Source organism: Aporhodopirellula sallentina SM41 (assembly GCF_000346505.1).
In the GTDB taxonomy this organism is placed as follows: domain Bacteria; phylum Planctomycetota; class Planctomycetia; order Pirellulales; family Pirellulaceae; genus Rhodopirellula; species Rhodopirellula sallentina.
This window is the reverse complement of record NZ_ANOH01000094.1, coordinates 1-15911: the sequence shown is the minus strand read 5'-3', so window position 1 is coordinate 15911 and position 15911 is coordinate 1. Positions and strand designations below refer to the sequence as shown.

General features: G+C 57.1%; 10 protein-coding genes. 5 read left to right on the top strand and 5 right to left on the bottom strand.

The genetic code is table 11. The annotated features are described in order from the left end of the window. Nucleotides 1–68 precede the first annotated feature (68 nt). Nucleotides 69–1577 carry a DUF1254 domain-containing protein gene (locus tag RSSM_RS05135; protein WP_236620953.1) on the top strand — a complete coding sequence of 503 codons (1509 nt, stop codon included), beginning with the start codon at nt 69–71 and terminating at the stop codon, nt 1575–1577. Between the two features lie 638 nt (nt 1578–2215). Here the strand turns inward: RSSM_RS05135 and RSSM_RS31450 are convergent. The 4 genes from RSSM_RS31450 to RSSM_RS05115 all read right to left on the bottom strand — a co-directional run bounded on the left by RSSM_RS31450 (nt 2216) and on the right by RSSM_RS05115 (nt 8193). Further along, nucleotides 2216–3595 (bottom strand): PAS domain-containing protein, encoded by a 1380-nt coding sequence (locus RSSM_RS31450; RefSeq protein ID WP_052335985.1) that lies wholly within the window; start codon nt 3593–3595, stop codon nt 2216–2218. 241 nt (nt 3596–3836) lie between these two features. Further along, nucleotides 3837–5246 carry a BNR-4 repeat-containing protein gene (locus tag RSSM_RS05125; protein WP_236620952.1) on the bottom strand — a complete coding sequence of 470 codons (1410 nt, stop codon included), beginning with the start codon at nt 5244–5246 and terminating at the stop codon, nt 3837–3839. Nucleotides 5247–5301: 55 nt separating this feature from the next. Beyond that, nucleotides 5302–7368 (bottom strand): serine/threonine-protein kinase, encoded by a 2067-nt coding sequence (locus RSSM_RS05120; protein WP_008675301.1) that lies wholly within the window; start codon nt 7366–7368, stop codon nt 5302–5304. 60 nt (nt 7369–7428) lie between these two features. Next, complete coding sequence (locus tag RSSM_RS05115) at nt 7429–8193, bottom strand: RNA polymerase sigma factor (RefSeq protein ID WP_008675300.1); 765 nt, start codon at nt 8191–8193, stop codon at nt 7429–7431. 393 nt (nt 8194–8586) lie between these two features. Here RSSM_RS05115 and RSSM_RS05105 point away from each other — a divergent pair, with 393 nt between their 5' ends. Further along, complete coding sequence (locus RSSM_RS05105) at nt 8587–9930, top strand: MFS transporter (RefSeq protein ID WP_008675297.1); 1344 nt, start codon at nt 8587–8589, stop codon at nt 9928–9930. Between the two features lie 201 nt (nt 9931–10131). Continuing rightward, nucleotides 10132–12363: a transglutaminase domain-containing protein gene (locus RSSM_RS05100; protein ID WP_008675296.1), complete on the top strand. Its 2232-nt coding sequence runs from the start codon at nt 10132–10134 to the stop codon at nt 12361–12363. 149 nt (nt 12364–12512) lie between these two features. Here the strand turns inward: RSSM_RS05100 and RSSM_RS05095 are convergent, their stop codons facing one another. After that, a complete protein-coding gene (locus RSSM_RS05095; RefSeq protein ID WP_081613689.1) occupies nt 12513–13316 on the bottom strand; it encodes a 3-keto-disaccharide hydrolase in 804 nt (267 codons plus the stop codon). A 362-nt stretch (nt 13317–13678) separates the two neighbouring features. Here RSSM_RS05095 and bcp point away from each other — a divergent pair, with 362 nt between their 5' ends. Together bcp and RSSM_RS05080 are read left to right on the top strand one after the other, a co-directional pair. After that, entirely contained in the window at nt 13679–14161 is a 483-nt protein-coding gene (gene bcp, locus RSSM_RS05085; protein WP_044301185.1) for a thioredoxin-dependent thiol peroxidase, read from the top strand. Beyond that, nucleotides 14161–15911, top strand: a 1751-nt coding sequence (locus tag RSSM_RS05080) for an Hsp70 family protein (RefSeq protein WP_008675293.1), incomplete at its 3' end; no start/stop codon positions are given. The genes bcp and RSSM_RS05080, both read left to right, overlap by 1 nt.

Sequence of the window (15911 nt, the reverse complement as noted above, 5' to 3'; positions counted from 1 at the left end):
ATGTTTTTGAGGTTTTCCGGAAGTCTGCTTGCGCTTTGTTGAGCGTTGGGCTTTGTTCGGTGGGTGTCGTGGGAGCGGACGAGCCGACGCCCGGTTACAACACGAAGATCCCTGACAAGATCATGACGCCCAGCGAAGTGGATACGTCGATCGGGAAGCTGAGCTTTTTTGACGGGATGCCCGACGAGCCAACCGTCGACAAGCTTTACGACAACCTAACGGTGATGCGTGGAGTCGAAACATTCCTCAACGGTATCCCGGCGACCTCCATCGAAGGGCTTCGGGAAGGGCATGTTGAACTCGGTATCGAACGTTCCAACGAAGTGCTGTTGTTTGATCACCTGGCCGATTCCAATCCGCTGTTTTTGACCGCGAATACCGATACCGTTTATTGCTCGACGTTTCTGCATCTCGACCAAGACGGACCGACCGTTGTTGAAATCCCGGCCAAGTGCGGACCAGGAACCGTCAACGACGCGTATTTTCGGTTCGTGATCGACATGGGAGTGCCCGGACCCGACGGCGGGAAAGGGGGCAAGTACTTGATTCTGCCTCCAGGTTATGAGGGCGATTGGGATGGTCCCATCGGCGGCAAAGAAACCGAGATCGACGGAGAAAAGTATTTCGTGGTGGAGTCGCCGAGCTACGTCAATTGGGTGATCCTGCGAGGATTCTTGGTTGACGGCAAGACGGATTTTTCGGCCGCGATGTTTCGCAACGGCTTCAACGTCTATCCGTTCGCGAAACGAAACAATCCACCCGAGATGCGTTTCGTGAGTGGGTCGACGAAGTCCTTCAACACCATCCATGCGAATAACTTCGAGTTCTATGGGGAGTTGAACCGTGTGGTCGATCGCGAGCCTGTCGGGTTGCTCGATCCGGAGATGCGTGGGTTGTTCGCCTCGATCGGTATCGTGAAGGGAAAGCCGTTCAATCCCGATGAACGGATGAAGCGATTGTTGGTCGATGCCGTGGCGATCGGAAATGCGACCGCGAGGGCTCTCGTGTTTCGTCCCCGAATGGATGGGGTGTCCATCTATCCCGACTCGGATAGCCAGTGGATGACGGCGTTTGTCGGCGGCGATTATCGATGGCTGCGAGACAAAGGAGTCGGTGGGCGAAACCTCGACGCGCGAACGATGTTCTTCTACCAAGCGACGGTGAACACGCCCGCGATGGTGTTGAAGATGGTAGGGAAAGGGTCGCAGTACGCGTACGCGGTTGCGGACAAAGACGGCAAGTACCTCGACGGATCGAAGACGTACAAGCTGATGATTCCGGCAAACGTTCCCGTGAAGGATTTTTGGTCAGTGGTGATCTACGATCCTCAAACGCGTTCGGAACTGCAAACCGGCCAGCCGTTTCCGAGCAAGAATTCCAAACGGAGTGAGTTGGTAGAAAATTCAGATGGTTCGGTGGATCTGTACTTTGGGCCAAAGGCACCCGAGGGCAAGGAGCGAAATTGGATCCAGACGGTTGCCGGCAAAGGTTGGTACACGATCCTGCGTCTCTACGGACCGCTCGATCCATGGTTTGATAAAACATGGCGACCGGGTGAGATTGAGTTGATGCCGTAGCGCTTCTATTGCCGGTAGCACTGCCCCAATGACAACAGCCCCAAGGGGCCACGCTATGTCAGCCCAAGGCAACGCCTTGGGACCGGCGGACACGCATTCCAATCCCTAGCCTCGAAGAAGCGGTCCTAATCGAGCGATGGCGGGAGCCGGTTGAGCTAGCGGGCTGTTGGTTTCTTCGTTTAACGGCAATACAGTTCAATGAAGCACCGGGTTGTGGCGTTTTCGTTTAACCGGTAGCCGTAGGCGACGCTTGACGGAACACAACCTACCCTTCGGGCACGGGTTAAACGAAAATTGAACGGTACTGCGTTTAACGGACAGCCAAAGGCGACCTACTTGCCACTGCCATGTCGCCCACCGCTACCGGTTAAACGAAACAGGTTGACTCTTGATTAAATCGACAAACCGGCGAGCGAGGGATTGTGTGGGATCCCTTGCTTGCGCAGCGGGCTAGTATATCAACAGCCTGCTAGGGGATGCCCCGTTGGGGCGTGAAGAGATTTGGCCAAACGTTGGGCGGTGTTTTTTGTGCACAAAGCCCGGAACGGCGGATTCATGTTGGTCGCGTAGGTCCGGTTCCTACCGGCAGGGTCGAATTCGTCCGGTGGGAACCGGAGCTACACGATTTGTAAAAACGTTTAGCCGACGAGTGTCATCGACTTTTCGATCCGGACGCGTTGGAGATTGCTTGATAGCGTCGTCTTGAGAACGTTGAGGTTTCGGATCTCGGATTCACATTGCTGGGTGTCCGATCGCAGCGTTTCGCAGATTTCCAACAGCGATGTGATGCTGGACTTCACGCGGTCGAACAGTCCGCCAAAGGCGTGTTCCGGCGGTAGCAGAGCGGCTTCGGTGACGCCCGCCATTCGAATGAACCGCAGGATCTTTGCGTTGCGTTGCAGGTGTGAGGTGGACTTAGCGATTTCTTGAAACCAATTTTCGGCGCGCTCGAGGCCTCCGAAGAGAGTCTGCAGTTTCTCGTCGGATTGTCGCAACAACAGTTCGAGGTGTTTGGTCGCCGACGAGGATTCGGTGAACTGGATTTGGTTCAAGAAATGCGTGGCGATCTCGCTTTGCAGTGCCGCGACGCAAATGTCGAACGACAACGTGGTCAGAGACGAGCGAACGTTGTTGACTTGGTCGAGCAATTCAACGATCTGTTCGCGCGTGTCCTTCTCGGCGGCGGCGAGTTCACCAGCGATGGCCTCGAGCGTCCGAGTCGTCGCGGCGACTCGCGCGTTCAACGCGACCGTACTGATCGATGCGGAAAGTTGTCGCATCGTGTGACACGATTGTAGGAAGCTGCCGTTGGATTCATTCAGGGAAGACAACTCCGCGAGCATGTCGGCGAGGTTGCGATCGCATTCACGGTTGGCGTTGGCGAGTTGGCTGATGGGCGACGAGTGGTGACCAGACGCGAACGCATGCGATGCCCAGTGATGCGAGTTGGATTTGCGTTGCTTCAACGTGTTTTGGCGACGCGTCATTTCGCTGGCCAGTGCCTGATGCATGAACGTCGGATAGTCCGCGAAGCCGAGAGCATGCAGTTCTTTGGTGAGACTTGCGAGCCCGACTTCAATAGTTGCGTCTATACTGAGTCCTTCTTCGGAGGCTGCGTGTTCATCGGCGAGGACGCGGGCATAGACGTCCGATACGATCGGCAACAGTTCGCTGGTCGGTTTGACTCGGACCGACAAATACCCGTTATCAATCGGGGTGGCGACCGCCATCACCCAGTAATACTCGCCGGTCTTGGCTCGGTTTTTGACGTAGGCGGCGATCGGTTGGTCCGCTTGGATCGTGTCCCAAAACACGCGAAAGACCGACGCGGGCATGTCGGGATGTCGGATCTTGCTGTGCGGTTGGCCGATTAGTTCCGACTCTTCGTACCCAGAAACGCGTACGAAGACGTCGTTTCCGCTGAGGATCACGCCGCGACGATCGGTGGTCGAGAAGAACAGTTCCTCGACACCAAAGTCACGTTCACGATCAATGCAGGTTTGAATCTTCCGCCGCATCACAGGGGCTCTACCAAAACGTTGTTTTTGTAATCTGCACTTCAGTGTGCAGAAAAAGATTCAACGCAACGGCGGCCACGTCAATGAACTTCTGAACAGAACGGCACTGCGACGCTTGGGTATTGGGAGGGTTCGTTCGGTTATGGCGATCAGGCGGAAGGTCTCGGCCGTTTTTTAGGACAGTCGGGAGTTCATCGAGCGAGTGACGGGTGTTCCGTCAGAGCTAGATGATGAACCGTGTTTATTTCGTTTCGATCAGGCCGACGGTGTCGAGTTGGTAGTTGGTGTAGGTTTGGAAGTCGCCGCGGTTCCACAGGATCACTCGACGTGTTTCGTCTCTTACGATGACGGGGCGGATGTTTTTGACGTGGGAGTCATGAGTGATTGGAGTCCATTGAATGGTCTCAACGTTGTCTGCCGGCGATAATTGGGCCCGATAGATTTCGTGTTGTCCGTTAAGGTCTTTCCCCGTCGACGGATCGACGTCGGTGGAGATCACGACAAAGGTTGGGTCGACGGGATCGAGTGTGATCAGGCCTGTGTAACTGGCCTCGCGGTCGTAGAGGCAATTGCCTCCGAATGCGACTTCGCGGTCGATCCACTGCTCACCGTTCCACGACGCGATCCGGTATCGTTGGTCTTGATTGCTCCGGTAGACGGTGTAGCCGATGTGTGGGTGTCCCTGTTTGTCGATGGCGATGGAACTCGTCCATGCAGCTCCCTCGGCGCTGAGGATAGGACCTCGCCCCGGTTTGCCTGTGCCTTGGTAGACGCGTTCGGTTTCGCTCGGACGCAGCGGTCCGTCTCTTTCGAGTGATTTGATGCGCGTGTTGTCGGCGCTAAAAAATTGCCCGTCGCGGAAGCAGAAGTAGTAGATACTGTTTCCGTAATCGCGAGGGTGTGCGTCGGTGATCGCCACGTGCACGGTTCCGTCGTCGCCACCGGTATAGCGTGCATAGGGACGGTGGCGTCCGCCGACTTCGCTTTGAAAGAAGTGGACCGGCTCGTTCCATGTTTCTCCGCAATCGTTTGACGTGACGAAGGAAGGATCGAAATTGATGCCGCGGAAGAAAATCGCGAGCGAACCGTCGGCGATTTCGAAGAGGTTCATGTAGGTCACGTTGTCACGTGGGCTGGCCATCACTCGCTCGTGTTTTTGCTCGTCGCTCCACTGCAGCGGCGAGTCGAGAGTCGTGTAGCGCGAGTAGTGATAGCGGTCACGATTGTGCCGGGCATAGACGGCGAGCACACGGCCATCGGGACAGACATGAAAGACGGGTGAGTTGTGATCGTCATGATCGAATCGCGCGTTCATCGTTGCGAGCCCGATCGGTCGGTCTTCGGCCACATCGTAGACGCCAACGAGAGCCGGGCCGGCACCGTTGCCCTGAACCGAACCGATGAAAAGTTTGCCATCGTGCAAGATCGCTCGTGGATCTTGATACCAACACCAACCGCCTTCTTTCATGAAAACGGTAAACTCATGTCGGTCGGCATCGCGGTCGTACTGAGCGGGCTCGGCGGCGTGGCCGATCACGGAACACGTGAGAGCCAGGATGCAGGCGAGGCTCTTGATGCAACTGAGAAGCCTGATGCACATGAGGGGCCGGTTACAGGTGGTGGGCAGGACAGGGGTGCAGGGGAACTTCATTGGTCGGCTCGTTGGGGTGCGGAACACGTCAGCGTCTCGATGGTGCGGGCCGAGGTCAATTGCCCATGAACACCTCGACGGATTCGGGGAGTTGTTCGAGATACAGTTCTGACAATTGACCGGGCGAGATATGCAGTCGCCTAAGATCGTGTTTGTGCAGGAGAGGTGTCAAGTCGGTGATCGCGGTATCGCGGATATCGAGTTCCTGTAGATTGAGGCCTGCCAAACCCGTCAAGTTTTCGAGGCCGGTTTCGCGAACGTCCAGCACCTTGGGACGCAGGACGTAGAGAAGGCTCAGTGGGACTTGGTTATCGAGTCTTCCGGGAAAACGACGGAACAAACGAATGAGTTTCGCACCACGCAACCGAACCGTCTCGGTTTCCGGATCGAAAGAGAATTGCAGCGGGTCCCAGTGCGGGTTGTTGATATGGATCCACGCGTTGGTCACTCTTTCGAGATCTTCGATTGAGTTCCTCTGCAGGCTGTCATAGATGATCATCTTTTCGGCGAGTTGCCCGCGCTGTGGTTTCTTAGGACGGTGTTTGCATAAGTCCCGTATGAGTGCAATGAAATCGTCGGTGGTGAGGTTACCGTCGGTGTCCTGAAACGTCTGGTACTTCTCCGCGAGGTGCACGAGATCGAGATCGATGATCTTGCCTTCTTCCGACAGCGCCAACGCCGCGTCAAAATCTTGAGTTAGGAAATGCAGGTAAAACGTTTGCAACCAAACTTTGGATTCCGGTAGTGGGTCAAACTGAATAATCGTTTTGATATGCTGCAACGCGTGATTGATCGCGGCCGGCATCGCTTCTTCACGTAGCAGCATCGCGTCGGTGATGAAGTCGGAGTGATTGATCGCCGAGAGGACCTGCGACATTTCGCGTTCTTGTGAGGATCGCTTTTCGGCGAGATACCGAGCGAGCGAATCTTCGGCCTGCTTTTGCGAACTTTCGGCCGCCGCCTGTGCCTTTTCAGCACGGTCGCGTGCTTCGACGGCGTCTTGGCGGCTGAGGCGGAGTTGGATGACAAAGTACGCGACGCAAAACGTAAAGATGGTGAACAAACCGATCGCGATCGAACAGGTCTCGCGATGCCGACGGTAGAACAGGGCGGCCTCGCGTCGTAGGCTGGGCGATTCGACCGACGTGCTGTATCCGCTGAGGAAACGCGAGATGTCTTCCCGGAGATCTTCAATCTTTTGGTATCGATCCTCCGGGTTGGGCTTGGTCGCCTTGCGGACCGTTGCAGCCAACGCGGGATCGACTCGGGTGAGCGCATCGGAGTCCGTGGTGGGGACGTCGAGGGTGAGGAGTTCGCCGAGAAGGCATCCCATCGAGTAGATGTCCATCCGTGGCGTCTTGGTTTGTCGCCGGTCTTTTTGCTCGGGCGACATGTAGATGGGTGTCCCCTTCGCGGAATCGAGCAGCGAACCGTACAGGTCGGGGTCGAGCAGGACCGTCGATTCGCTCTGGTCTTTCTCGCGGGCCATGACAACGCCCATTCCCCAGTCGCAAACTTTCACTTCCCCGAAATCCCCGACAAAGATGTTTTCGGGTTTGATGTCGAGGTGCAGCACTCGCCGTGAGTGGGCGTAGGCGATCGCGTCGCAAACCTTTTGAAAGATTTCCAGCCGGCGGTGCAACGGGAACTCTGCGTCCTGTTCCCCTTTTTTGATTCCTTTGATCACGTCTCGCAAGGAACGACCGAGTTTCAGCTCCATCGTGAAGAAGGGGCGGCCTTCCGCGTCCACTCCCATGTCGAACAGGTCGATGATGTTGGGGTGATCGAGCCGGGCGGTCAGGTGAGCCTCGCGCAGGAAGGCATCGAAATGATCGCGTGAAAATTCTGGCCGAGGTTTGGCTAGTGCTGCGTGCCGGGCTGCCTTGGCGTCGTAAACGCGATAGACCTCCTTCATTCCTCCCCGGCCGATGAGTTCGTGAGATTCGTAGCGGGTCTTGATGCGAGAAATGGCGCAGTACAACGGACAAATGTCGTCGTCCGACGTCAGCCCGTGGCCGGAGGTCTTCAGCGGGTCGGCCTGTTCGAACACGTCATCCACGATCGAATCGAGCCGTGCGAGCGGTCCCGAGGTGTTAGGTGGCGTTGCCTGGTCGTCGGTCATGAGAAGTGGGTTCGAGGTGAGAGTGGCGTTCTCGTGGTCGGGGCACGGTTGGCAGGCGAGTCAGGGGAGTTGGTCTGGGTTGGGTTGGTCGGCAGGATTGATTTGGTCGGCAGGGTTGATTTGGTTGGCAGGGTTGATTTGGTTGGCAGGGTTGAAATTTTGATCGGGGGTGAATTGCTGATCGGGGTTGGGGGTGTAATCAGGGGTGGGTTGATGGTCGGGGAATTCGAGTTCGCGTCGCAGTTCGTAGGACTCGCGGACCAAACGTTTCTTAACTCGGTGCTTGAGCACGTAAACGCTCTCTTCGCGGATGCCCAAGTCGCGGCTGATTTCGGCCGCCGATTCGCCTTCAACGCTGCGGATAAAAACGTCGAGTGCGTCGCCGGAGAAAACAGAACGCAAACGCTCGAGGGCGAGATTGACGATGTGTTGACGCCACTCTTTCTCGATCTGCTGTTCCATGTCTGGTTCGCACATCAAGGTTTGTTCGAGATGAGTCGCATCGGTGCTGAACGATTTCTGGCTTCGTTTATGTCGCCGATGCCAGTCCATCGCTGTGTTGTGCACCAACCGCGACAGCCAGGTGCGAAAGCGTGCCCGGTTGGGTTGATGTTGATAGTTGGCCAAGTCTTTCCATAAACGCATCAGTGTTAGCTGACATGCATCGTCGAGATCAGCCTGCGAGATTCCTAGATGGACCAGTACACGCCGGATAAAGGGACGGTAGTATTCGAGCAACTCTTCCCATGCCGGATGATCTTGACCTGATTGGGCAAGCTCTAACAGCGAAATGCGCGTCGGTAGGTTCTGTGATTGACTGGTCATTCAACCTTACTGGTCATCCAACAATACAGTGGGGTGTTATTGGCGGAACGCTGCAGTATACCAAAGGTCGACGGCGGAGAGGTGGAAACGCTCGAACATGAAACCAGAATCGTTCATTGCAAAACCGTGTCGCGAGTGAACCGTGTCAAGGCAAAACCGCGACGTGCGACGCGTCAATCCCGACTGACTTCGAATGCGATACGAGCTCAAATAGCCGCGTTGCTTTCGTTGCGGTCGTTTACAGCGTTTCGACATTTGATGTGTTTGATCCCTATTGCAGGGTTCGGCAGGTTCAGACGCCGGTAATTCTGGCGACATCGGCAACCTCATTTTTAATAGCGCCCTCGTCGACGTCCGTTGGCAGTTATCTCACACCGCGATCTTGGCATTTGCATGACGCTTGTCTCATCGAATCGGCGAAAACCAACGTGGGGATGGTTCGACAGTTTTCCGTTTGACCCGGCGCGAGTCCCCTTTTTCTACGGAACGGTGGTTTTGGTTTGCGGGACGTTGGGTGTGCTCGCGAGCGCGCCCGGCCAAACAGTTGGTGTGTCGGTGTTCACCGATTTCCTGATTGATGCGCACGAGTTGTCACGCAGTTGGATCAGTTTCGCGTATCTCGCTGGAACGATCGGTAGCGCGTTGATGATCAGTCGTGCCGGCCGTCTGTACGATCGGTTCGGAGGGCGTTTGGTTTCGACGATTTCGGCAACGATGCTAGCGGTCGTTTTGATCGGGATGAGTCTGTCCGATCGGATCGCGGGGGCCGTCGCGTCGTTGTTGCCGGAGAGCTATTGCGACGCGGTTTCGGTCGTGGTGTTGTCGGTTGGCTTTTTCGCAATGCGGTTTTTCGGCCAGGGCATGTTGACGTTATCGTCACGCAACATGGTGCTCGAGTGGTTTGAACAGCGACGCGGGATGGCGCTGGCGTTTATCGGGATTTCGATTGCGTTCGGGTTTTCGGTGACGCCGCCGATCTTTGAGTGGTTGATTCAGAAGGGCGGTTGGTCGTGGGCGTGGAGGACGATCGCGGTTTTGGTCGCCGGGTTTGCGGTTGTTTCGCTGTGTTTCAGTCGTTCACGTCCTGAGGAACACGGGATGTTGCCCGATGGGCCTTTTGCGAAAGAGGGACGCAAGGCGCACGCGGAGACTTTGCAGGGAAGGCAATTCACGCTCGCCGAGGCAAGACGCACCTATAGTTTTTGGGTGTTGACGTTTAGCGTTGTCTTGTCGGGATTGTTGTTGACGGCGTTTTCGTTCCATGTGGTGTCGATTTTTGCCGACGCCGGGATGTCGCGAGCGCGTGCCGTGGCGGTGTTCGTTCCGGCGGCGTGCGTGAGTGTTGCGATTGAGTTTGTCGGCGGTTGGCTGAGTGATTTTGTCAAGTTGAAGTATCTCGCGATGGTTCAGTCGGCCGGCAGTTTGACGCTCGCGATCGCGTTGACATTTTTGGATTCGGGAGCGTCGTTGGTTTTCGTCGTGGTCGGCATGGGGATGATGCAGGGAATGTTTTCGATCGTGTCGGGCGTGACGTGGCCACGCTTTTTTGGGCGGACACATTTGGGAGCGATCTCGGGTTTTTCGACGTCGATCGTGGTCGGTGGAACTGCGATTGGTCCGTATTTGTTTAGCGTTGCACACGACCGCACGGGCTCGTATCAGCCTGCCACGATGCTGTGTGCTGTTTGCGCAGTGGCTTTGATTGCGGCGTCATCGCGGGCAGACCGACCGGTTTAGAACCGATCGGCACGTTCGAGTCGTTTGGATGGTCGAAATGTCGATTGCTCGCACGGTCCCGCATAGATGTTGCCGCGGGTATGGACCAAAATCGTATCGGTAATCTTCGAGGTGGCGGCTGAGGTGATCGTTGGGCGGATTGGGGGAAGATGTGACTATGCTGGGTGAACGTTTGGCTCAAATGAATCAGAAGGTGACTTGATGCGGTTCGGTGTTTGTTTTGTTCTCGCGTTGCTGTGTGTGTCTATCTCCGGTGCGGATGAATGGTTACCCGCGACGCTCGAGAAGGCTGGCGAGAATCGCGACCAGATGCAGCGTGCGCTTGAGGAAGTGCCTGATTCGCAGCGTGAAGGGATGGAGTTCCTGATTCGACACATGCCGGATCGGGACCTGAAAACGTTGAAGGCGGATTACTTGCTCGAGAACGTGCGTTTGGCGTACGAAGCGTGGGAGTCGGCGAATTGGCGAGATCAGATCCCGAAGGATGTTTTTCTCAATGATGTGCTTCCCTACGCGAGCGTGACGGAGACTCGCGAAGATTGGCGGGCCGATTTCTATGAGCGGTTCGCGGGACTCGTTCGCGACGCTCAGACGGCGGGCGAAGCGGCGGCGATCTTGAACAACAACATCTTTCGAACGCTGAATGTCAAATATTCGACCAAGCGCAGGCGACCGGATCAAAGCCCGAGCGAATCGATCGAGCAAGGTTTAGCGTCGTGTTCGGGATTGAGCGTGTTGTTGATCGACGCGTGTCGCGCCGTTGGGGTTCCCTCGCGGTTTGTGGGAACGCCGTTGTGGTCCAATCGTTCGGGGAACCACAGTTGGGTGGAGATCTACGACAACGGTTGGCACTTCACCGGTGCGTGCGAGGCGACCGGCAGTGATCTCAATCGGGGCTGGTTCGTGGACCGGGCGTCCAAGGCGATTCGCGACAACCGGTTGCACGCGATCTATGCGAGTTCCTATCGCAAGACACCGGTGACGTTTCCTTTGGTGTGGGATCGGAAGGCGGACTACGTTTATGCGGTGAACGTGACCGATCGCTACACGCGGTTGAAGGAAGAACTACCCGAGGGTACCGAGCGTGTCATGTTTGTGGCGATGCGTGGCGATTCCAACGAGCGGGTTAGCCTGAGATTGGTGGTTTCGGACATGGATGGCAGCGAAGTTTTTCGCGGAGTCACCAACGATGAGAGTTTCGACCGGAACGATCACATCAGTGCCCCGTTGAAGGTGGGCGAAACGTACGACGTTCGTTTTGGCGAGTTCCCGATAGAGAGAGTGCGAGTGGTCGGCGATGACCAGTTAGTTGTGTTTCAAGCGGAGCAGTCCGATCCGACGTTAGAGACGAAGGCGAAAGGGCCGACCAAGTCACAGATCGATGAGATGGTCGCATCGTTGTGGACAAAGTATCGCGAATCGGAGATAGCGGTTCGCAAAGCGGAGAACACGAAACGCGAGATCACGATCGGCGAACGGAAGATGCCGTTTTGGTACAAGGTGTTCGGTGAAAAACCGGCAGACGGACGCCGACTGTTTATCTCGATGCACGGCGGTGGCGGGGCTCCCGCTCGCGTGAACGATCAACAGTACGAAAACCAAAAGAGACTCTATCAGCCAGAGGAAGGAGTTTACTTCGTCCCGCGAGCGCCGACGGACCATTGGAATTTGTGGCACGAAGCTCACATCGACGATTTCTTCCAACGTGTTATCGAGAACATGGTTTTGTTAGAGGGCGTGAATCCCGATCGAGTCTACATCATGGGATATTCTGCGGGCGGTGACGGCGTCTTTCAACTCGCACCGAGAATGGCGGACCGGTTGGCTGCGGCGGCGATGATGGCGGGGCACCCCAACGAGACGACACCGGAGGGCCTACGCAATTTGCCTTTCACGATTCACATGGGTGGACTCGACAAAGCGTACAACCGCAATCAGAAAGCCGCGCAGTGGAAGGCCCGTTTCGCGGAGTTGCATGCGAAGGATCCAGGCGGATACGTTCACGAGGTAACGATCCACAAGGGGATGGGGCACTGGATGCAGCGCAAAGACGCGGTCGCGGTGCAGTGGATGGCGAAGTTCACTCGGAATCGATTTCCTGAGTCGATCGTGTGGAAGCAGGACGATCGAACTCATTCGCGTTTCTATTGGGTCGCGGTCGATGAAGCCGATCAAAAAGCCGGCGCCGTCGTCCGTGTCAAACGTGACGGTCAGTCGTTCGAGATCGTGCAGTGCGACGTGCCGCGACTGCGGATTCGCGTCAACGACGACATGATTGATTTCGATAAGAACGTTCGTGTGGTCTACAAAGGAAACGTTCTGTTCGATGAAAAGTTAAATCGCCAGCGTTCCGTGGTGGCGGAGACCTTTGCCGAGCGACATGACGTCAGCGCGGTATTCAGTGGCGAGATCGAGGTGGCGATTCCTCGATAAAGTCAACGTTCGCGAGCAGGATCGTGGCCGGAGTCGCCAAGACTTCGGAGAGCGCCGGAAGCTTGTGAGCGGGTTTGGTTGTGCTGCGGTGGTCTGAATTCTGGCGAATCCATGTACAAGGGCTCGGGGGCTTCCGCTTCGGGAGTTTTTTATCGCGAGAAGAGCGAAACGCTATCGGGCGTTGGTTCGTGGAGGATATTCGACAGCGTGGTTTCTGCGTCGCGTCCGGTGAGGGGTCGCAGACGCAGGTCTTGGAATTCGACTTTCATCGGGGCACCGGCGTGCAGTTGCAATCCGAGCAACCCGGTGGTGGTGGCGTCTTGATGACGGTCGGTGAGGTCGAGTGTGGTGATTCCGTTGACTTGGTGGATCATCCGGTTGCCTACCGCGACGATGCGAAGTTCGTTCCAGTCCGATGCAACGAATTGGGTGTCGTTGCCGACTTTGCCGATGACCTTCTTTTTGCCGTCGGCGCCGATGATGATTCGTTGGCCGCGGGTCGCGATGATGCCGCGACCGGTTTTTTCGCCGTACATCATGCCGAAGTATTCCTGCTTGGGATGCAAGTCGGCTTGATAGCCCGCCAACGCGTAGCCCTGTTCATTAACCAGTTTGCTGCGGTATTGGACGCCGGAATTGTTGCCTTCGAAACGGACGCGGCAACGGAATTCGAAGTCAGCGACTTCGCCGCCTTGCCAGATCAAGAACGTGTTCGCTTTGGTTGGTTGCTCGGTTGTCGTTTGTCCTTGGATCGAACCGTCGACGACGGACCAAAACGGATCCAGTCCCTTCCACCCGTCGAGCGTTTTGCCGTCGAAGAGCGTTTGGAACTTCGACTCCGCGTCGGCGGTGGTGTCCGCTGGGACGGTGGCCTCACCGGCGTGAGCGATATTGGAAAACGCCAAAAGGCAGAGAGTTAGGCGGCATGCCGCGTGGAAGAGACGGATTGTCATCGAGAGGCTCGCGAGCGGTTGGGGAGGGAGGGCATGGCGGGGGATTCGGCGTGCGCAGGGCGCGGCGATTCATTGTTAACGTATTTGCCCTATAGAGAGAATGCAAGCGATCCCACGTTGTATCGTTGGCGAATTGGCCGGTCGCGGGCAGGAGGTCTGTCGGCGGGACCAGGGGGAGCCTCGACGAGTCGGGGCTGGATTCGTACCATTCCGGTTTCGAACGCTAGGTTTCGAATCGGAAGTTTTGGTGTACGCGGTTTGGCCTTTTGTGGTCGCGAAACCGCGAGGGCAACCGGCCGATCGATCTGACGACCTGGCACACGATCACGCTAGCGATTCATTTCACCCCGGACACGCCGACGATGGCTGATTATTTAGAACCTGGAAAGAAGGCTCCCGCGTTCACGCTCAAGGACCAGGACGGCAACACCGTTCGTCTGAAAGATTTAGCGGGCAATCCCGTCGTGCTGTACTTCTATCCGCGAGACAACACGCCGGGGTGTACCAAGGAAGCGTGTGCGTTTCGCGATCGGTATGACGAGATGAAATCGCTCGGGGCGCAGTTGTTCGGAATCAGCACGGACTCGGCCGAGAGTCACGTGAAGTTCCGCGACGAGTATGAATTGCCGTTCCCGTTGCTGGTCGATGCGAACCACGCGATGAGTGAAAAGTACGGCGCGTGGCGAGAAAAGAACATGTATGGCAAAAAGTCGATGGGCATGCAGCGTTGCACCTACGTGCTCGATGATGCCGGCAAGGTCGTTAAAGTTTGGAAACGCGTTCGCGTGGACGGACACGATCAACAAGTCATCGACGTGCTCACAGAGTTGGGATCGGATTCGTGATGGAAAAGTATTGTATCGGCATCGACTTGGGGACAACCAACAGTGTTGTCGCGTACACGACGGCTAGGGACGAGGGCGACGACTCGCAGTCGGTTCGTCGGGATGACGCGCCGGAGATTCATCTGTTGCCGATTCCTCAAGTCGTCGGCCCGGGGCAGGTCGAGTCGCGGACGTCGCTGCCGTCGTTTTTGTATCTGCCTCGCGAGAACGAAGTGGACGCATTGCGGATCGATCCGTCGTCATTGCCCCACGGGGAAAGTCCGACGTCGTTCCCGGATCCGAGCGAAGGCGTGGTGGGGGCGTACGCGAGAGAGCAATCCGCGGACAACCCGCAGCGCGTCGTCGTGGCGGCGAAGAGCTGGTTGTGTCACGCCAAGGTCGGACGGACTGACGCGGTGTTACCATGGCAATCACCGGAGGAGGTGCCGAAGGTTTCGGCGTTTGAGTGCACGCGTCGTTACCTGCAACACTTGATCGCGGCCTGGCACGCGGCGTTTCCTGACGCGCCGATTGACCAGCAGCAGGTTGTTTTGACGGTGCCGGCGTCGTTCGATCCGGCGGCACGAGATTTGACCCGGCAGGCTGCGATCGAGGCCGGTTTGAGCGACCAGTTCGTGTTGCTCGAGGAACCACAGGCGGCGGTTTATCGTTATCTGGCATCGGCCGGCGGATCGTGGCGGGAGTCGATGAAGCCCGGCGATACTTTGTTGGTCGTTGACGTCGGTGGCGGGACAACGGACTTGACCCTCGTCGGTGTCGGCGAGGACGACGGCGACTTTGTCCTGCGGCGTCACGCGGTCGGCAATCACTTGTTGGTCGGCGGTGACAACATGGACTTGGCGTTGGCGTATCAGGCGACTGAGAAGTTTCGCGAGCAAGGACACGATCTCGATCCGTGGCAGAGCACGTCGTTGTGGCATGCGTGTCGCGAAGCGAAGGAGCGATTGATGGCGGCCGAGGGACCGGGCTCGCATTCGATCTCGGTGCTCGGCAGAGGCAGTTCGTTGATCGGCGGAACGATTACGATCGAGATGTCCAAATCGGAAGCGGCGGGAACGTTGGTGGAAGGATTTTTCCCGATGTGCGGGGCGGACGAACGGCCGCAGATCAACGTGCAGAGTGGTTTCCAAGACATCGGGTTGCCGTACGAGTCGGACCCGGCGATTACGAAACAGGTGGCGGCTTTCTTGGCCGATCATTTGAAGCAAGCGGGCGATTCCGGATCGGGTGATTCCGAATCGAATAACGACAGCGGAGGCGGTTCATCGGTCACGCATTTGCTGCTCAACGGCGGCGTCTTTCGGGCTGACGCGATCCGTTCGCGGATGGAGTCGACGGTGGGGAGTTGGTTTGATCACTCGCCGACGTTGCTCAGCGGGGCGGAGGATTTGGATCATTCGGTGGCGATCGGTGCCGCGTTCTACGGATGGGCCAAAGTCGCCGGCGGGATTCGGATTCGCGGCGGCACGGCGAAGTCGTACTACATCGGGATCGAGACCGCGGGGTTGGCGATTCCCGGTGCACCGCGGCCGCTGCGTGCGGTATGCGTCGCCGCCCAGGGCATGGAAGAGGGCAGCGAAGCGGACGTGCCTGGGGAAGAAGTCGGCGTGGTGGTCGGGACTCCCGCCCGGTTCCGGTTCTTCTCGTCGACGACCCGGCCGGGCGATCGTCCCGGTTCGCGGTTGGACCGTTGGTCGCCGGAGGATCTGCAGGAGAGCGAGCCGATCGAGTTGACGCTGGAGGACGATTC